This is a genomic window from Candidatus Nitrospira neomarina (genome assembly GCF_032051675.1).
Classification (GTDB): Bacteria; Nitrospirota; Nitrospiria; order Nitrospirales; family UBA8639; genus Nitrospira_E; species Nitrospira_E neomarina.
This window is the reverse complement of record NZ_CP116968.1, coordinates 2,467,663-2,486,858: the sequence shown is the minus strand read 5'-3', so window position 1 is coordinate 2,486,858 and position 19,196 is coordinate 2,467,663. Positions and strand designations below refer to the sequence as shown.

General features: G+C 50.3%; 15 protein-coding genes. 2 read left to right on the top strand and 13 right to left on the bottom strand.

What is annotated here, in order from left to right; translation table 11 throughout:
• Positions 1-284 precede the first annotated feature (284 nt).
• The 9 genes from PQG83_RS10765 to PQG83_RS10725 all read right to left on the bottom strand — a co-directional run bounded on the left by PQG83_RS10765 (position 285) and on the right by PQG83_RS10725 (position 7,605).
• Positions 285-1,574 carry a class I SAM-dependent methyltransferase gene (locus PQG83_RS10765; RefSeq protein ID WP_312740743.1) on the bottom strand — a complete coding sequence of 430 codons (1,290 nt, stop codon included), beginning with the start codon at positions 1,572-1,574 and terminating at the stop codon, positions 285-287.
• Positions 1,571-2,368 carry a DUF1365 domain-containing protein gene (locus PQG83_RS10760; protein WP_376753593.1) on the bottom strand — a complete coding sequence of 266 codons (798 nt, stop codon included), beginning with the start codon at positions 2,366-2,368 and terminating at the stop codon, positions 1,571-1,573. Before PQG83_RS10760 ends, PQG83_RS10765 begins: the two co-directional genes overlap by 4 nt.
• Complete coding sequence (locus PQG83_RS10755; RefSeq protein WP_312740739.1) at positions 2,319-3,611, bottom strand: NAD(P)/FAD-dependent oxidoreductase; 1,293 nt, start codon at positions 3,609-3,611, stop codon at positions 2,319-2,321. The genes PQG83_RS10760 and PQG83_RS10755 overlap by 50 nt, the downstream gene beginning before the upstream one ends.
• Positions 3,612-3,782: 171 nt before the next feature.
• A complete protein-coding gene (locus tag PQG83_RS10750) occupies positions 3,783-4,319 on the bottom strand; it encodes a lipocalin family protein (RefSeq protein ID WP_312740737.1) in 537 nt (178 codons plus the stop codon).
• A 12-nt stretch (positions 4,320-4,331) separates the two neighbouring features.
• Positions 4,332-5,000, bottom strand: coding sequence for a DUF6134 family protein (locus PQG83_RS10745; RefSeq protein ID WP_312740735.1), 669 nt, complete (start codon positions 4,998-5,000; stop codon positions 4,332-4,334).
• The gene (locus tag PQG83_RS10740) at positions 4,997-5,803 is read right to left on the bottom strand and encodes a DUF1295 domain-containing protein (protein ID WP_312740734.1); all 807 of its coding nucleotides are present in this window, start codon (positions 5,801-5,803) and stop codon (positions 4,997-4,999) included. Before PQG83_RS10740 ends, PQG83_RS10745 begins: the two co-directional genes overlap by 4 nt.
• Complete coding sequence (locus tag PQG83_RS10735; protein WP_312740732.1) at positions 5,800-6,339, bottom strand: DUF2878 domain-containing protein; 540 nt, start codon at positions 6,337-6,339, stop codon at positions 5,800-5,802. Before PQG83_RS10735 ends, PQG83_RS10740 begins: the two co-directional genes overlap by 4 nt.
• An 11-nt stretch (positions 6,340-6,350) precedes the next feature.
• On the bottom strand, positions 6,351-7,394 hold the full coding sequence (locus PQG83_RS10730) for an SAM-dependent methyltransferase (RefSeq protein ID WP_312740730.1): 1,044 nt from the start codon (positions 7,392-7,394) through the stop codon (positions 6,351-6,353).
• A complete protein-coding gene (locus PQG83_RS10725) occupies positions 7,369-7,605 on the bottom strand; it encodes a hypothetical protein (protein ID WP_312740728.1) in 237 nt (78 codons plus the stop codon). Before PQG83_RS10725 ends, PQG83_RS10730 begins: the two co-directional genes overlap by 26 nt.
• 838 nt (positions 7,606-8,443) lie before the next feature.
• Between PQG83_RS10725 and PQG83_RS10720 the strand changes: the two genes are divergently transcribed.
• On the top strand, positions 8,444-11,302 hold the full coding sequence (locus PQG83_RS10720; protein WP_312740726.1) for a cbb3-type cytochrome c oxidase subunit I: 2,859 nt from the start codon (positions 8,444-8,446) through the stop codon (positions 11,300-11,302).
• Between the two features lie 403 nt (positions 11,303-11,705).
• The gene (locus PQG83_RS10715; RefSeq protein ID WP_312740724.1) at positions 11,706-12,062 is read left to right on the top strand and encodes a c-type cytochrome; all 357 of its coding nucleotides are present in this window, start codon (positions 11,706-11,708) and stop codon (positions 12,060-12,062) included.
• 1,570 nt (positions 12,063-13,632) lie between these two features.
• On the opposite strand, the gene PQG83_RS10710 is transcribed toward PQG83_RS10715, so the two are convergent.
• From PQG83_RS10710 to PQG83_RS10695, 4 genes are all read right to left on the bottom strand, one after another.
• Positions 13,633-15,066: a cryptochrome/photolyase family protein gene (locus PQG83_RS10710; protein ID WP_312740723.1), complete on the bottom strand. Its 1,434-nt coding sequence runs from the start codon at positions 15,064-15,066 to the stop codon at positions 13,633-13,635.
• Positions 15,067-15,233: 167 nt separating this feature from the next.
• Positions 15,234-15,920, bottom strand: a complete 687-nt coding sequence (locus tag PQG83_RS10705) for a hypothetical protein (RefSeq protein WP_312740721.1) — start codon at positions 15,918-15,920, stop codon at positions 15,234-15,236.
• A gap of 236 nt (positions 15,921-16,156) precedes the next feature.
• Positions 16,157-17,431: a multiheme c-type cytochrome gene (locus PQG83_RS10700; protein ID WP_312740719.1), complete on the bottom strand. Its 1,275-nt coding sequence runs from the start codon at positions 17,429-17,431 to the stop codon at positions 16,157-16,159.
• Positions 17,428-18,861 (bottom strand): multiheme c-type cytochrome, encoded by a 1,434-nt coding sequence (locus PQG83_RS10695; RefSeq protein WP_312740717.1) that lies wholly within the window; start codon positions 18,859-18,861, stop codon positions 17,428-17,430. The genes PQG83_RS10700 and PQG83_RS10695 overlap by 4 nt, the downstream gene beginning before the upstream one ends.
• Positions 18,862-19,196 lie beyond the last annotated feature (335 nt).

The window sequence follows — 19,196 nt, the reverse complement described above, 5'->3', positions numbered from 1 at the left end:
AGCCGTTGCTTGGAGAAGCCAGGTGCACCGTTCAACCTTCTCAATTCATTGTACCCTGGAATGTGGGCGTCGTCAGGGGTGATAGACCGGCTTCAGTGTCTTCAAGTAGGTCCGGATGTCAGAGATGGGGACCACTTGTCTGTCAATGAGACGACGGGTTTTTTGAGTGTCATCCGGGATTGGATTGCTCGGTTGATTTGGTGTCATAGCTCTTTTTCGGGACCGAAGGAAGCTATTCTTCCGATGTCGGTGTACCTTGTCCTCACTCAAGCCTTGTGGCTCGTTCAGGCCCCTGCGAGGCAGGGAATCGGAGCCCGCCTGTTGCCCGGTTTGGTCAGCAGCATCTGAACGTCACTGATGACGCGTTCCGTAAATCCCCCCTCACAATATGAAAAATAGAATTCCCACATACGGAAAAATTCCTCAGTGTAGCCCAGTCTGAGGATTTTATTCCGGTTCCGATACAGATTGTCTCGCCAGGTTTTCAACGTCGTGACATAATGAGGCCCGATATCCTCCAGATGAAAGAGTCGCAGATCACTGGCTCGTGCGATAGACCCGCTCATGGCGGTGATGGAGGGAATACAGCTTCCCGGAAAAATGTACCGTTGGATGAAATCCACCGATCGTTTGGCGGCCTCGTATCGCTGATCGGCGATCGTGATGGCCTGCAACAACATCATCCCTTCCGATTTCAAAAGCCGGCTGCATGCGCCAAAATAGGCATCGAAATATTGGTATCCCACCGCTTCGATCATTTCTAACGAAACCAGTTTGTCGTATTTTCCTGTGAGGTCCCGATAATCCGTGCACAGCACGGTGATGCGATCATTCAAGCCGGCTGCAGCCACCCGCTCACAGGCCAGATCGTATTGTTGTTGTGATATGGTGGTGGTCGTTACCTGACAGCCATAACGGGTAGCCGCATGAAGAGCAAACCCGCCCCACCCGGTTCCGATCTCAAGAAGATGGTCTGTGGATTTCAGTTCCAGCTTGCGACAAATGTGGTCCAGGCGCGCCGTCTGAGCATCATGAAGCGTCATGGACGAATCCGGGAATATGGCACTGGAATACATCAGGCTTTCATCAAGAAATAGGGCAAAGAACTCATTGCCGACATCATAGTGGGCTGAAATGTTCCGTCGGCTCCCTTTGGCCGTGTTCCGGTTCAACCGGTGTAATAATTTTTGGATGGGCATGGTTAACCAGGCCCATTTTCCATCCATTCCGTCCAGAAGTTCCCGATTACATAAGAAAATGCGTATCAGGTTCGGAAGATCATCGATCTGCCAATGGCCTGCCATAAAGGCCTCTCCGGCCCCGATGGATCCACCAAACGCCGTATCTGTGTAGAATCGGGGATTGGTGACCGTGACCGTGACTCTCAGAGGGCATTGCGGCGTAACCCGGCCGAACCGTTGTTGGGTGCCTCCATCATGAAGGGTAATCTCCCCGTTGGTTATGCGGCTAAGCCGACTGAGGAGAGCGCGCCTGGCGATGGCCTCAAGAAATCTGGGCTGGGGAGCGGTGCCCGCCGAAATGGTCGACGGGATTGATAGGGATTTTGACGTCATAGGCGGTCTGCCGATCTAGCTTCTCCTTGTGGGTTTTGAACAATTTTTGAGGGGTGAGTAAAAATCGGCACGCGTTTAAGAAAAAGTTTAAAGGCCTGCCAATAAATCGCGCTCAGCACCTTTATGGGCATGAGGGGATAGCCGGCCAATTCGCGGGCGCAGCTCATTCCGTTGATCGGTTCACGTTCCAATATCAGTGTCGCGTCAAAGATGCTCCGGTTGTGCTGAAAGTTTTTCATATGCACCGAAAGGCGTGTGTCGGGAGTTCCGAATGTCCAATCATATTGAATGTCCATGGGCATAAATGGCGAAACATGAAACGCCTTTCCAAACCGGAAACGTAAATGTTCGGTCTGTGTCAGACTCGAATGCCTTGGAAGGACATAGGCATGCCGTTCGTCCCATGGGGTGTTGGTGATCTCCGCGACGATCGTCTCAAGACGTCGAGACCGGGCATCGAAGCAGTAATAAAAGCTGACAGGGTTGAACGAAAACCCGAAATGTCGCAAATGCGTGAGTAAGCGGATAGGTCCATCCGGGGTGTGTCCTGTTTCCTGCCGGATGTGGTCCCGGACAGCTGTCTGCAGAGGGATTCCCGGATCTCCCAGATAGTCCCTTCGTCGAAATCTGACCGGTGCAGGGCCTTTCGTTGACCAGAGCCAACGGTCCTCGAAGACCTTGTCGAGCTCATCGAGATCAAGGTACGCATAGAACACCGGGTAATCGAACGAATGGGCTTTCGGTTCAAACCGTCGATGCCGTACTCGTCCGTGGTAGAGGCAACTTTGCATGATGCGTGGTCCTTTTGAAATGTTCCAACGCGTTCAGGGCACTCACGACTCCGTCCTCGTGGAAGCCGTATCTCCAGTATGCCCCGCAAAAATAGGTCCGGTTCCGGCCGTTGATCTCCGCCTGCCGCTGTTGCGCGCGGACACTGGGGGTGGAAAAAATCGGGTGAGCATAGGTCATGCGCTTCAGAATTTTGCCGGGGGAGATGTCCCGGCTGTTATTCAGGGTGACACAAAATTGAACGGGTGCGCGAAAACCCTGTAAAATATTCAGATTGTATGTCACCGCAACCCGATTTTGGGTGTGAACCGGAATATGGTAGTTCCAGGCAGCCCAGGCTTGTCGACGTGTGGGAAGCATTGCGGCATCGGTGTGCAGGACAGCCTCATTGTTCTGTGTGGTCATCGGCCCTAACACCTCTTCTTCCAGTGCCGTGGCATCGCTCAATAATCGAAGGGCCTGATCTCCGTGCGTCGCAATGAACACGGCGTCGAATCGCTCGGGGGAGTCATGCAACCCTGTCACGGTAACATCGTTCCGGTTTCGTTTGATGCTCTCGACCGGGGCATTGGTGCGGATACGATCGCGAAAGGTAGCGGTCAGTTTGTTGACGTAGGCCTGGGAGCCTCCACGAATGACATACCACGTGGGACGATCATTGATGTTCAGCATTCCGTGGTTATGAAAGAACCGGATAAAGAATTGCGCGGGCATTGCCCACATCTGTGCAGGATCTGCCGACCAGATGGCCGCTCCCATGGGTATCAAATACCAATCAAGAAATTCTCTGCCGTAACCGGCCTGTTTCACATAGCTTCCTAACGTGGTGTCCATATCCGGGGTTGCAAGGCACTGCGGGGCCTCGCGATTGAAACGAAGAATGTCCCTGATCATTTTGTAAAAAGATGGCCGGAGCAGGTTCCGCCGTTGAGCGAACAGGGTGTTCAAAGTCGTCCCGTTATATTCCAGGCCTGAACGATCGCATTTAACGCTGAAGCCCATCGAGGAGGCTTGAGCTGGAACATCCAGTTCCTTGAGCAACCGGGTGAAGCAGGGATAGGTGTGGTGATTAAAGACCATAAACCCGCTATCAAGCCGATACCGTTGGTCCTCCCACTCGACCTCGTGAGTGTGGGTATGCCCTCCCACGTAATCATTGGCTTCAAAAACCGTGATCCGGTGGTCACGGCTGAGATGATAGGCCGCCACATTTCCCGCGATACCGGTTCCGATGATGGCGATGTTCATCGCGGGCCTCTCCGGATTTTTCGGTCCGGCACAGGAGGGATTCTCCTGGAGCCGGAGGATCCTGTCGGAACCGGTTGAACATCAGGTCCCGGACCGGGCCGTTGAAACAGCCGACTGGTTTCAGCCATGTGGTAGTTCACGGTCATGCTTTCGTTTTCCTCTTCATGGTTATCAATTCCGTCCAACTTCCCACCGTTGCGGGACCCGTTGAATTTTTGAGAGATCATACCCTTGATCAGCAATAATCTTGAGCAGATGTTGATAATCCTCCTCCGGCAGTCGGGGAGTTCGGGCCATGATCCAGACATAGTCCCGTTTGAGGCGGCCGATGATGGTTTGGCTGTAATCCGAATTGACATACACGATTCGGTAGTCGGCCTTGAACGGCCAGAGAAATTGCATGTCCCACACGGCATTGGATTCCTGATCCACAACAAATCCGGTCGGGCGATACATTTTCTTTTCACCCTCGAATCCGCCTTTGCGGAAGGTAAAGGTGGTGGCGATGGTTCCATCGTCATTGAGCCGATACGACTCCACGGCGTTGAAAGCCTCGGTCTCGATGAACGTCGGAATGTTCGCAATCACGTACCAGTCCCCCATGAAGCGCTCGAGATTGACCTGACTGGCGATCTGAATGGGAGGCGGACTACTGCACCCTAACAGACTTCCGAGCAGTCCCAAGGCAATGAATGATGAGGTGTTCATTTTTTTATTTCCCTACCGGAGGACATACCGGAGCGTTTTGCCGTCTTGTGTCGTCGATTGTAGCCCGACCCACTCGTCGTTCATGGTGTACCAGAGATCAATGGTGAACTTGTCACTCGTGATTCTCTGGTGTCTGGTAGACGTGAGGGTTCCGCGAATTGGGAGTGCTTCATTTTCCAGAGTCCGGACCTCTACCGGCTGCAATTCGCCCGTCTGTGAATTGAGCAGACGATGGCTTTGAAGCCAGGCCGGATTCCAGTAGGCAAAGGTTTTGACGCATCCCTCGATAATTTGTTCCCCATGATGGGTTTGCAATTGCAGATGCCCATCCTCTCGGGTTCCCTGCACAAAAAAAATTTCGCCATTGTCATCTGTTTTTGCGTGAATCTCCTGAAGGCACTCCCCTTTCCATACTTCAGCATTGGTGTGCCGGTAACTGTAGAATGTGATGAACAGGTAGGTCACATCGAACCGGGCCTCCACTTCGATTTGCGTGCGCGTCCCTTCCGTTGACACGACAAAGCGTTGGAAGCCGATTTCATCACCATCCAGAAAAACCGTGAAATCATAGGCCTTGGTGGAAGAATGAGCGGAGCCGGCCCACCCCATTGAGAAAAGGAAAAAGGCGAGACCCGTCAACCAAACCGGTGCGCTCTTTATCATGCGCGAAATGCCCTTCATGAGATGCGCTCCTCGGGACGGGAAGACGTTTTTATGTGCTTCGGAGGCCCTGGAATGAAGGCGTTGGTGCTTGCAATGTATTCACGATAGGCTGGTCGTCGATCCACAATGGTTTCTTCGAGCATCGTCACACCGGAAAATTTCAGCAATAAAAAAGTTAACAGGATAGGTGAGAGAATCGACCACCAAGCGCCGGGCGGGATCACAAAGAGGAAAAATCCCCACCAGATCAGGCATTCGCCGAAATAATTAGGATGGCGTGTATAACGCCACAATCCTTGATTCATCACCTTGCCCCGATTCGCGGGATTCATCTTAAAACGAGCCAGCTGCCAATCGCCCACCGATTCAAAGAACATCCCGATCATCCAGAGTGTCACGGCCAGAGTATCGAAGATGCTGTATTCAAACGGCACAGTTAAGGCGATCCACAACGGCATGGAGATGATCCAGGCCAACACGGCTTGAAACACAAAAATGATTCCGAGGCTTTTCAGCGCAAAGTTCGGCTCATACTTGCGACGAATTGCTTGATACCGGGCATCCTCGGATTCGCCCCAGTTTCTCCAGGTGATATACACCGTCAGTCGGAGGGCCCAAAGAAGGACGAGGGTGAGCACCAGGGAGGAACGATTCCAGTAGGGCTCCATGCTGCTTGAATAGATAAAGGCAGACGCGAAAATCATGACGGCCCACATGCTATCTACGATGCTGACGTCCCGCTTCACGAGGCTGACCAGCCAGGTGAGTATCGCCAGGATGAGTGTTCCGACCAGGCCGTAAAGGTAGATTGAGAAGGTCATATGGTGCTTTCCTTGAGCCTTGGTGCAAAGCCGTCAAAGCGGGTGGATAGTCCCATCAGGATTGGTGTGATGACGGCCCAGCCAATGGCCAAGGCGGTCAACGCGGCGTTTTGGTTACCAAACTCGAGGGCTCCCAACCGGTAACCTCCGTAATAGGCCAATGGTCCTCCCACGCTTCCGGCAAGTGCGGCTAGGAACCAGCGCCCCCTCAACCAACGAAGTGAGACGTTCAACAGGGTTGCGAAGAGTCCCCACATGAGTACGATCCAGTATGGGGCGGTGTGTGGGATGAGGATGCCGGAGGAGTAGTGCAGCCAATCGAGCCACACGAGCATGCTGTCCCACACGGCCCCAATCACCAGGGCGATCATAACCAGTTTGAATTCCGCTTCTGCCGCGGGCGCACTGGACAGGTGAATGGCCACAATGGTTAGGGCCATGAGTGCCCCGATCCACGGGCGTTGGCCGGCTCCGCTGAGAACGCAGGCGAACCAGCCGATCTGAAACAGTAAAAGGTTGCAGAGAGTCCTGGCCATGAATTTTTCCTTCAGGTGAGGTCGGCTTTCTCAAAAAGATAATGGCTGACCCACCATTCCTGGCCCTCACGATGGCCGAATAATTCGGCGCAGGCCATAAAAAATATCCGCCAGCGGACCCACCAAAGGCCCGCATTCTGTTTCCCGTAGGTCTCGATGAATAGAGGCCACAAGGATTCCCGGTGAAAGTCCATGTTCCCCAGCCAGGCGTTAGCCGTTCGTTTGTAATGTGTGCCGTCCCATCTCCAGCGATTCACGAGTCTGAACGGATTCTGAATGTCCAAAGGTAGATCATCACTGGGCATCATGCCTCCGGTGAAAAAATAGCGGCTCATCCAGTCACTCTCGTCCCGCACTTCGAAGGTGTACGGGACGGCTCGATGCACGAAGATGTGCATGAAGAAACGCCCGTCAGGCTTGAGCCAGTCGTGAATCCGATCAAAAAGATGAGACCAATTCCGCATGTGCTCAAACATTTCCACCGACACCACGCGATCGAATTGGGCCTGTTCGAGGTTTAATCCATTCATGTCGCATGTGAGCACGTGGATATTGTGCAATCCGCGTTGTTGTGCCTGAGCGTCGATATAGGCTTTTTGTGTATGGGAATTCGAGACTGCCGTAATATGACTGTGCGGATAGCGGGACGCCATCCAGAGAGACAGAGATCCCCACCCACAGCCCAGATCAAGAATGGATTGCCCGTCATGAAGATCAGCATGCGCACTGGTCTCCAGGAGGCCAGACTCTTCTGCTTCAGCGAGAGACGTCCCCCCAGGATGCCAGAATCCACTGCTGTACTTCAGATGAGGTCCCAGCACCAGACGAAAAAAGTCCGGTGGAACCTCATAATGTTGTGCGTTGGCTTTGTCAGGATCTATTGCAATGTCGGAACGGGACATCTTCGAAATAAACGCCGTTTTGAGGGATGCCAACTCTGCCCCGTTTTCATACGAAATCTCGGATAACCGTTGGCGCACCAGATGCCGGATGCTACAGCGGATCAGAAGATCTGGGAGCCAATCACGATCAGTAAATGAAAGTGCTAGTTTCATGGCGAGGGACATAATAAATTTTCACCCCCTGTGCGGGTCTTTTGGTCACCTGAAGCTTGACGATTCTGACTTCAGTAAATCGTGGTTCCATGTTGCCATCGATGCTTGATCGTTGAATGCCGGGCGTGAAGGCGATGAGAATTCCCAATGTGATAAGGCCCAAGACGCCCTGCGTGACATACAGTCCAGGCTGTTTGGCCAATTTTCCCATGCCTCGTCTCCCGTCGTTTTGAGATGCTTTAAAAGTTTGCTTAACTGCCTTAAGACTTTCATAAGAATATTTTCATGGCTTTTTTTCATTTCCATCTTCATTTTATGAAACCGCCTTCCCTGTATCCACTTAAAGTTTGACAAAGATTAGACAGTGTAATGAGAAAAATGTAAATTTATCTCATGGCCCTTATGAAATGATGATTAAAGTGCTGAAATAATTATGATATTCAAATTTTTAGCTTCATTCGATCCAGGAACTCTTAAGGTCATGCTTTCACTAGTGGGGGTGGATGAAGGCACTTAGTGGATTTGGTTTTGACTCTTTCAATGGCTCTTTAATGATTCAATCGCACTTGGTCCAACGCGGTCTTGTTGCATTAATACTTCTTAGGCAATAGGTATCGTTCCCCTGATTCCAGGCCAATCATTTCCCCCAACGGGCCGCATTCTGTGTTAGGGGCCGATGGATCAATGTGCTTCTAAGAAGAGGGTTTAGACGCTCATAGTCCCTTTCCTCTTCTCACCTTCCCCTTTTTGGCGTTAAAGAAAGATTTTGGGATTTCTTTTGTTCAGGTGAAGAGCAGGAGTGGATTTACCCGCAAAATCGTTGATACTGAAGGGCAGGGTTCTGCAATGGTGAAGAGAGAAACCATGAGCGTCTGGTTTAAATTCCTTTCAAGGCATGGCGATCCTTTAAGAGAATTGGTATTTTAACCATGCTTAGATTCCCATCCGGCATTCTCAGAACCCTAATGAGGTCTCTCGCAATCTACTCAATTGAAGGCTCTGCATGTTCCAATATGGCCGGTCAGTAATATGAAACTGGGGGCTTCTTCATGCATCAAGACTCGCTGGTAAACCGTTCTTTGGTCAAGGCATGGTGTACGTGGGCTTTTGTGTGGTTTGCTCTCTTCCCCCTGATAGGAGTAACGGTTGCCATCAAGTTTCATAATCCTGAATTTTTAGCGAACATCTCGTGGTTGAGTTTCGGACGGGTACGGCCCGTCCATGTGAATGGGGTTATTTTTGGTGCATTTTCGACGACCTTTCTCGGGATGATCTATTATTTTGTTCCCCGGTTATGCGGAATCCGCATGTACAAGGAGAGCTGGGGATGGTTGGTTTTGGGCCTTTGGAATGCTTTCCTGATTGCCGGCTCGGCGTCGCTTCTCATGGGGTACAATCTCGGCCTGGAGGTAGCGGAATACGAATGGCCCCTAAACATTCTGCGGTTTACCGCCCTCTTCCTCATCACCATCCAAGTCTTCGGGACCATTTATCGCCGGACCGAGCCCCGGTTCTATGTTGCACTGTGGTACACGATCGCGGCTCTGACCTGGACCTTGTTTAATCTCGTCCTCGGCAACGCGTTTCTCCCATATGGCCAAATTACGGGCGTCAACAGCGCGGCCATGCATGGTCTGTATATTCACTATGTGGTCGGACTGTGGATGACTCCAGCCGGTCTGGCCATGATTTATTATTTTCTTCCCCTCAGCGCAAACAGTCCATTGTTTAGCCATAAATTGTCGCTTTTGGGTTTTTGGGCTCTGGCTCTGGTGTATCCCTTCGTAGGGACCCACCATTACATTTACAGCCCCATCCCCCATTGGACGCAGACCATTGCCATCGCCACCGGCATGCTCCTGATCATCCCGGTGCTCTCCGTCACCGCAAACTTTTGGGGGACCATGAAGGGTCGGTGGAAGGAGGTGCTTGGTCGGGGAGGCGGGGGAAATTATGCGGCGAAGTTTCTCATGCTTGGCGCCTTTTATTATTTACTCGGGACCACACAGGGCTCAGTGGAAGGACTGCGTCGTGTCCAAGCGGTGACCCACTTCAATGATTTTGTGATTGCCCACTCTCACCTCACGGCCTTTGGGGCGATGGCTCTGTGGGGAATAGGATCGCTGTATTATGTTTGGCCCCATCTTGTTGGTCGGAAACTTTGGAGCGACAAATTAGCCAGTTGGCATTTATGGCTTGGAATCGTAGGTTTCGTCGTTATGGCCTTCGGGCTTACCGCTCAGGGCCTGATTCAAGGTTTTATGCTCGCGAACGGAACCAATTTTGTCGATGCCATGAATCAGATGAAACCATGGTGGATCTCCCGGACAGTGGGCGGTATCACGATGAGTTTTCCGACCTTTCTCATGATCTGGAATTTTTACAAGACGGCAAAGGAGGGTGTGCCGATTGAGCAGGGTGAATCTGAAGCAAAGCCACCCGATGCCATTCCGATTCGTCCGCTCCACAAACCGAATTGGCTGGAAACCCCATCCACCGTTTTCGTCACGGCGGGAATCGGGTTTTTTTCTTTCGCCGTGATCATTCAAGGAATTCTTCCCATGAGGATGGCGGAAACCCTTGAGACCACCGTTGCCGATGAAGTCACCGAGCAACGCATTCAGGTCTCGGACTATACCCCATTAGAACTTCAGGGCCGGCAGGTCTATATCCAGGAAGGGTGTTGGTATTGCCACTCCCAATACATCAGGCCGGTTAGCGGCGACTCGGACCGGTGGGGCCCCATAGCCCAGGCCGGCGAATATGCCTTTGATCGGCCGCACCTTTTCAGCACTCGAAGAATCGGGCCCGATCTTTCCCGCATTGGGAGAAAGTATGGGGACGACTGGCACGTGGCTCACCTCTGGGATCCTCGATTCGTTGTGGCCGATTCAATCATGCCGGCTTACACCTGGTTGTTTGAACCACCTGAGGAAGGCATTCCAAAAGTAAACGAAAAAGGGCAAGCCCTTGTCGCGTACCTTCAAAGGCTGGGAACGTCGATCGGAGACTGGCGTGAAGGCTTTTCGTCGACTCAGGCGGGGGGAAGTTATCCGGCCAAGGTCACACCCCAGGCCAGGAAGGATCTGTTGGAGTTAGGGGCGTATGTCTACGAACGGCGATGCACGGGATGCCACGGGATCAAGGGAGATGGAAATGGTCCGGCAGCCGAATTTTTGAATCCCAAGCCCAGGAATTTCATCGCAGGCATTTTCAAATTTAAATCTACGCCCGGAGTAGACGCGCTCCCAACCGATACAGACCTTTTCGCCACTCTCACCCATGGTCTGTGGGGGACATCAATGCCTGCCTGGTACATGATATCGGAGCGTGAACGGTTGGCGGTCATTCAATACATCAAAACATTTTCAGATCGCTGGGAGAAAAATGAAATCCCTCAACCCGTCTCAGTCCCGGCTGAACCGATAGTCACAGCATCATCACTGGAACAGGGAAAATCGCTTTTCCTCCAAAATTGCATGATTTGCCATGGAAACGAAGGGAAAGGTAATGGACCACTGTCCGGCTTACTCAAGAACTTCTGGAAGCAACCCATCAAGCCGGCCAATTTGACCATTCCTGCAGGGGTTTCGGGTGGAGTGAAATTGGGGCATGGGAGCCAGCATATTTTCAAGACGTTATTGGTTGGAATTGGCGGGGGGCCCATGCCGGCTTATCAGGACCAACTGACTTCTGCTGAAATTTGGGATATCGTTCATTATGTTCAGTCTTTACGTGTCGAAACCCATGAACGTGAATTGGTAGCGGCCGGCGTAAAGATTGAAAACATGGAGGAGGCCAGAAGAAAAATGTGGGCGACTGTATTGAACTCGGGAAACCTCAATGCTGTTGATTCTGAAGTGGTGCGAACAAAGCCGCACATCTCTGAAAACGACCAAAAACTATAGCCAGTTAACAAGGACGGGTACATGGGGGACGAGCCAAAAACGAAAGACGAAAAGGTGATTCCGTGAATTTCACCGAAGGTCGCCGTGGTGATGAAGCACATGGTGAAAAGTACGAGTATCGGCATTCCGGCATTCAGGAGAGGCATGGTATAATGCCCGTATGGCTTGTTGTTGTCGCTATTGTGATCGTGTGTTGTGGTGTTTTTTATACGGTCCAAAATTGGAATCCCCCCCCGGCAATGTATTAAACGGTTATCCGGATCAATCGAGGCGTTGTTGAAACGTGGAGCAGAAGATGCCGGGAGAAACGCGCGGCGGTTTATGCATTGTGAACGGGCCACCCGTATATGAACTTCAGACGTATTCGTCAATGATCATTCATTCGATGCTGAGGAGAATTAACATGACACCCAAAAACACCTTCATCGTTTTACTCGTTAGTTTGGGGCTTAGCCTGATGTTTTCTATTAGTGCAGTGCAGAGTGCGACCGGGGATAGCACAAAAGGAAAGCAGGTATTTCAGCAATTCTGTCAGGTGTGCCACGGTGCACAAGGGAAGGGCGATGGACCTGTGGGAATGGCTCTTAAGCCCCCTCCAGCCAATCTGTCCAGTGATAAGGTCCAGAACAAAAAAGACGACGAACTGATGAATATCCTTCTTAAAGGGAAGCCTGGCACAGCAATGCCGGCCTGGGAAAAAGATCTTTCATCGCAGCAAATGACCGATGTCATTGCCTACATAAGAAGCTTAGACAAGTGAGTCGGCAAGAAGGGAATAACGCTCGTCAAACTCAAGTGAGATGTTAGCTTGCCCGTTCGTTTTAAAAAAATACGTGGTGAGGAAAGCACTCGCTCCCGGCATCCGATCACTCGCCACAAAGGTTGAGGCGAGTCCATGTCGGCTCTACTCTCATCACTTTAGCCACGATCGACATACCAATGACCTCAGACGGGGGTCCATCATGCATTCACATCTCTTTTTCCCATTCATGAGAGCCGACTTGGTGTCCAGATCATTCACTGCTGGTCGGTACATTTCCGGATTTTCCTGCCGCATTACACTATCTTTCCAGTAGATCGCACCCTGCGAGTTTTTTAAACACAGAACCTTTCCAGACTCAGGTTTGAAAATTGAAACTGGCCTTCGAAAGATCAAGCTAAGGTGAAAAGTTATGGGAAGGGAAAGGGCACCTGCTTTTGGTTGATGGCCCTTTCCAGGTTTTTCATGCGAAAAATCGTTGGTTAGGGTTCATCAACACTGAATACCTCAAGGCAGTGTTGACGAATAACTCCGTCATGACGGGTCGAAGTAATCCGCATACGGTTGGAGTTTCACAAAATGATTTGACTAATCCTGTTTAAAAAATTTTGAGCGGTCTAACTAATTACTTGAGGACATCAGATGTGCATCTGATGTCCTCCTTTGGTGGCCTTTAGGATTTGTGGTCCTTTTCAGCCTTCTTAAGATCTTGCTCATCCAGATATTTAAAAACGAAATACAGAAGGATCCCGGCTAAAAGTCCCATTGCGTAAAGACCATACATGGCGCCCTCCTTTGGTTATATGGCAGCGGAAGATAGCAAGTGTTTCGTGCATCAATTTTGAGCATTTAAATTCATCTAAACTTTGTTCATGGTTTATAAAAACACCTAACTTTAAGCTGGTCAATGGAAACCGGTTGAAACCTTAGACGGGATCTTCATGAAACCTCTGACCATCCTGGTGAAATGTCATGAGGCCCGAAAAAAAACAGTGAACACTCAGGGGAAAATAGTCCCGAGGAGAATCAGTCTAGATTTTTGAAGAGAAGAAAATGTTAAGGAACATTTTCTCCATTGAAGGGTTCTGGGGAGGAAACTGTCAGGGAAACAAATGGAAACGAATTTTACAAAGATCTGGTGTTCCCCTCTTCATAATCAGTGGGGCTGAGAAGCTGCTGCCTTCCCTCGCCTCGCGCCAGATCATTTGGCTCGTTTCCAACTGAATGTTCCTCCTCGCCTATGCTCCAGGGCTGGTGGAACGACCGGAAAATTATGAATGAGGGATGAGAATGATATCCGGGCCAGAAGAAACCGTGTGTGAACTGGGCCCAGTGTCATGGTAAGAACGGAAAACCGGTGAGAGGTTCAGTCAAAGATTTTGGAAACGCCAGAACCATGAACGCAACCTCGGTCTCGTCCTTTCTGGGCGATTAACTGCAGAGTGTTCTACAGCCCCAACGGAGTAAAGAAGGATAAGCGCTCGCAAGATGGAATTTAAAAGTTGATCAGGGAGCACTCGACCCATTGGACTCTGGTCCTATCTTGACCTCTTTGGAGGGAACATGTGGATCACGATGCCAATTCAGAAAATGCTTTCAACGCTCGCTCCCTGGAATCGCTGAGCATGACGATCGGTAGGGGATAATCTTCTCCAAGTTGCACATCCGCCTGCACTAACACTTTTTCAGGCGCTTCCCATGGATTATGGAGATATTTGTCTGGCACTTTTTTTAACTCGGGAATAAACCGTCGAACATACTCGCCGGTTTGATCAAACTTTTTCCCCTGCGTGACGGGGTTAAAAATTCTAAAATACGGTGCGGCATCGGCTCCACAGCCTGCGATCCATTGCCAGCTGGCACTGTTGTTGGCAAGATCGGCATCAACTAATGTATCCCAGAACCAATCCTCCCCCAGATGCCAATGCAACATAAGGTTTTTGACCAGAAACGATCCGACAATCATGCGTACGCGGTTATGCATGTAACCGGTTTCCCACAGCTCCCGCATGCCGGCATCCACGATGGGGTATCCGGTTTGGCCTTGTTGCCATCTTTTCAGAGATTTCTGGTCCTTACGCCAGGGGAATTTATTAAATTTCTTTTGCAGATTTTTTCGGGGGAGGTCGGGGAAATGGAAGAGCAGACTATGGGAAAACTCCCGCCATCCTAGCTCACTCAGAAAGGTTTCCCCGTCTTTCCGCCATCCTTCCGTGCCCATGCGTTGTTTGGCGGCATACCACACCTCATTCGGTGAGATTTCTCCGAAATGCAGATGCGGCGATAATCGGGAGACATTATTTCCAGAAGGATAGTTCCGGCCTTCTTTGTACTGTTTGAGGCCGTTTTTGAGAAATGCCTTCAGTCGGGCCTGTGCCCCGGTTTCCCCGGGCTTCCAATGGTTTATGAATTTTTTATGCCAGGGAACGGCCGGCAGCAGTTTTAAATCTATCAGTGCCACACCTCTGTGTGTGGATAGCTTTAAATCTTTTGGGGCTTTTGAGGGTTGTCGGGGTTCATTGCCATTTCCGAGACATCCTTTTTGATAAAAGGGCGTGAACACCTTATAAGGAGTGCCGTCGTTTTTAAGCGCTGTTTGGGGTTCAAAAAGCAGGGCCCCGTTAAAGGTGTGCACCTCGATTCCTTTGGTCTGCAATGTCTCTTGAACGTCGTCATCGCTAGTGATTCGCCAGGGCTCGTAACACCGGTTCCAATAAATCGCTTCTGCTCCTACCCCTTTGATGACGTCCATTAGTATGTTTTGTGCCGGTCCTGCCTTGAAGCAAAGTTTGCCATCCAATGCTTCGTTCAGTGCCTTGAGACTTTCATGCAACCACCATCGGCTGGCTCCCCCTAACTGCCACTCTCCGCTATTTTCCTCATCCAGAATAAATAACGGGACGATAGGATGCCCTGTTTGATGGGCGGCCAACAGTGCCGGGTTGTCCTTGATGCGTAAATCCTGCCGAAACCAGACGACGACAGGGGAGGTGTCTGTTGTCATGCCTTAGTCCTTGGCCACGCCCTGAACAGGAGTAGCCTCGATTCCAGTCTCCCTGTCATGTTGTTCTTCATACCAACTGATTGTGTCGAATCATGCATGGCTTAATTGACGGATCAAAAATTTTAATTTTTAATGGGGGCTTGGAATTTTTAATTTCAGGTGCCAGGTTACTCCTTTGCCATCTGATAATCAAAAATCGGCTCGAATACCAGGCCTTCCGGCGTGACTTCTATCAGAACGATAATAATGTCATTCGGAACTTGGTAGTTTAGAACGGGCTTGATGTTTGAGAAAGAAGTTTTGGATGCAAAGGCTTTTTTGAGGCGCTTTCTGGCTAAACTGATGGCGTGTGGATTGCCGCTGAGTCCATAATGCAAGACATGCTCCTGTTCTCCTATCTTCATCTGTGAACTCTGATAGGCAATGTCCAAGTCCCCACCTCTCTGCACATGGATCACGCTTTCATAATTATTCGTTTTTTCAAATGTGAATTCCCAATGACCTAAGGCAGGGCGGAACCGGTCATGTTGATCTGATTCAACCACCATGGGAACGACCTGTAGTTCTACAGTCAAACCGCCCTTGGTGACGGTAAAAACGCCATCTGGTGAATAGAGTTCCCTGAGGGCCATACCACCCTCCTGGCTCCCTGGGCCTGGCTTGATCGATTGATCAGCCGTTATTCCTCCCAGGTAAATCGATTCTCCGGCGTAGATTGAGCCTTGGGCGGTGGTGAGATCCCGGACTGTGTCGAGTATGACGGAGTTCTTGTTGACCGGCTTTGCCAGTGGGAAAGGCACGCCAGCAAAAAAGACAAAGTAGAGGACGAAGAGTACCAGAAAAATTTTTCTCATCAACATTCCTGAGGGTATTGTCTTGCCTGGTAGGGTGAGGAAGTGGATTATTCCAATAGCTTAAATTTCCACCTGGTTGTTCCTTTCTTTGGGCGAATGGTCTGAGGACTGCTAAGAAGGCCTTTTAGCTTTTAGCATCACCACAAATCCCACCAGACCTGCAATGACCAACAACACTCCGAACAGTTCGAGATTTTCCATGATGGTTTCCTTTAGTAAAAATTCATTCGATGCATTTATGATGAGATCGGGACGTTTGCCCTTTCCTCTTTAATAAGCACCTTTTGAAAGGAACGATCTTTTCGTCCAAGGGTCGCTTCGTCTTCGATAGCTTTCAAAAAATCATCCGAACCATGCACTGGCGCATAACTCATGGTGACGATGACGTCCATCGAGGGGGCATCCGCCGGAGTCGGAAAGCTGAATTTCTCGACCCGTTTTTCTTCAGGCTTCAAGGACGTATCCTTCAAGATTTTGACGGCCTCAAAATCAAACACGGTTTGGGCACCCTCTGAATCGATATACATGCGCTCATAAAAACGTTGCTCACCATGCACTTTGTTGAGATTTTTCCCAAGAATGGTCAGGTCGAGCACGATGCGAGACCAACCAGGGTGGGGCAAGGGCAGATTGTGAGGGACCAGGCTGTGGATGGTCACTTCCACTTCGGACACCTGCCCTTTCACATGGGCCGTGAACTCCAATTCAACTGCATTGGCCCTCACTTTTCCAAACCGTCCCGGAAAGCTATGATTGGCGATTCGCCTGGATGGTTCCCCTGTGGCCGATTCACCAAATGCCTCCGGCATATGACAAGACTGGCATGTTTTTCCATTCTGTTCAGCCTTGGTCTCTTGCCAGGTTCCCAACCAGTCCGAATGGGTGATGGCGCCGTTTTGAGAAGGAAGAGATTGGTGACAGGTCACGCAATATTGAGACTTCGTATACAGGTCAAGCTTTTGCGAATCATGAGCGAGGTTTTTTTTGGGATTGTCATAACCCCCAAAAAGCGTTTTACCTAGCGAGAAAATGGGGTGAGGGGGACGGATGCTGGAATCCACCTCGCTAATCAAATGGCATTGCGAACATCCGACTCCGTCAATCTGCGGATCTTTCGATTTGACTTCCTCAACAAAATCCTGAAACAGGTGCCCGTATTTCAAAATATGAGGAGCATGGCATTGAAAACACATTTTTTGCTGGTCCGTTGGCGCGGTTTGAAGATATCGGTCCAGGGTGACTCGAAAGGGCGCAGTTTCAATAGATCGGGATTGTGCGGAAGACTCCCATTCTTCATAAGCACGTAAATGACATCGCTGGCATTTGTGGGACGGCGGAAAGGCTTTTTCCAGTGGCTTATCCGGAACGCTGGAATTGCTGCCTGCCAGAGCGCGTGGCAAGATCATCTGGTGAAATGATGTCATGGCATTGATCATCAAGATTCCGAAGATGACCATGACTCCCCAAAAGAGCGCCCGGTTCCTTTTATAGATGACGCCAAGTCGGTTCATGTTTTTTCCAATGGATGGGGAATTGTTTCCAAAGCTTTCGTGCGAAATGTCAGGAGACGGGGAGCAGTATAGTGTTCAACTATTTGTAAAGCCTCATTTCGCTGCTTTTCTCCAGACAAGGTCGCCAAATAGCGGCTCTGTAATTCTTCTCCGGGTTTCGGCATAAGAGCATAGCTAATTGTGGCCTCGATGAACGCCGGAGTGGAGTCTTCCGGGACCGCAATATTGAAGGGAATATGGCGGGTGATACCGCTGTTGACCAGGGGTTGGGGAATTGGTCCTCTTAATAATTCTTCAAATGAGCGCCCGAATGTTTTGGCCTCTTCACCAATGAGAGCTCCTGTTTGGTCCTTCACCATAACTTTCACGATGAATTGCTTGAGAACAGGGTCTCCCCCTGGGAACATGTGTATCAAGCTGCCATTAGGCACATGCAGAGTACCCTGAACCGAGGAGGTGGTCTGTGTGATTTCGATATCGAGGCGTGATGTCCATTCTGCCTGCACGTTGCGATTACTCAACATGATTCCAGGCGCCACGACTCCCTGAAACCAGTGGCGAGCCAGGGATCTGGAGTGCGTCCCACCCTTGTCGGTGGAGCTGCCATAAGATTGTTCCATGTGACAATTTTGGCAAACCAGGTCCTTCAAAATGGCTCCGTTCAGATGTGGTTGTGTGACATCCTTGACCTTGCTGAAGTGGCAGGAGGTACAGAAATTCGCTCCTTTAAAGATCTCCGCCTTTTGTGATTGATGGGCCAGGTTATCCTCTGCATCACCATACGGGCCGAAAAATGTGGATCCAGGGGCAAGTTGAAATGCCGGATAAGCATCATTCTTTCCCCCTGAGGCCTGAATGAGATGGCAGGAGGCACATCCGATGCCTTCCACTTGAACGTGTTTCGGTCCTCTCATGACTTGGTCAATAATCCGATCTGCATGTTGGGGAAAGACGGTGACCGCTGGGACATGGCAAGCCAGGCATTTTGTTCGTTGTTCATGCGTGGGATAAGTTTGAAGCCACAAACCAAGCACAGTTCTGAAGACAGGAGACTTCAGGGCTGTGCCATGCAGCAGCCCCCCGTCCATCCGTCCAAATGACAACAAATCCTCACTACGTTCCCTCATACCTTTCCATTCTTCAAAATGGCGTTCATGGCATTGCCTGCACTGGCTGGAGGGGATAAAGGCTTTCTCAATTTCATCGAGCCAGATGAGATCTTCTTGCGATTCTCCCTTATTCTGTGACCACCCCGGACTTGGAACAAATTCCGCTGCGATCAACAACAGACCTACAACGACCAATAAGATGAAGTGGGTCTTGGTGGGTCTCCTGGTAATGACCACAGACATACCCTCGAACCGCCTAGTCTGTGTAAGGGCCTGGTCGGCAGCATCGGTTGTCGCATGCGTTCGCTGGCATTTCTTCATTCTTTATCATATCGTGCATTTAAGGAGCTCAAACAATCAAAATACTCAATCCTTCGACAAATAATTGCGGGGGTTTATTTCCATATTTGGTGGGAACAGACTTCCGCCGGACATTCGGCCTATCACTCCTGAGAGGTAAGTCCATAGTTTTTAAAAAATTCGGGTTTTTACCCGCAAACCGGTCAAAGGTTTTTTGTCCAGCTCTAGACGACCACTTGATGGAACATCACACTCTTTTTCGAGCCCAGCGTTGCTGGGTGTGGTGAAGGTCAGCAACACGGAAGACAGAGATCTGAGAGCTCAAGTTAGGCAAAATTATCCAACATTTGACAAAC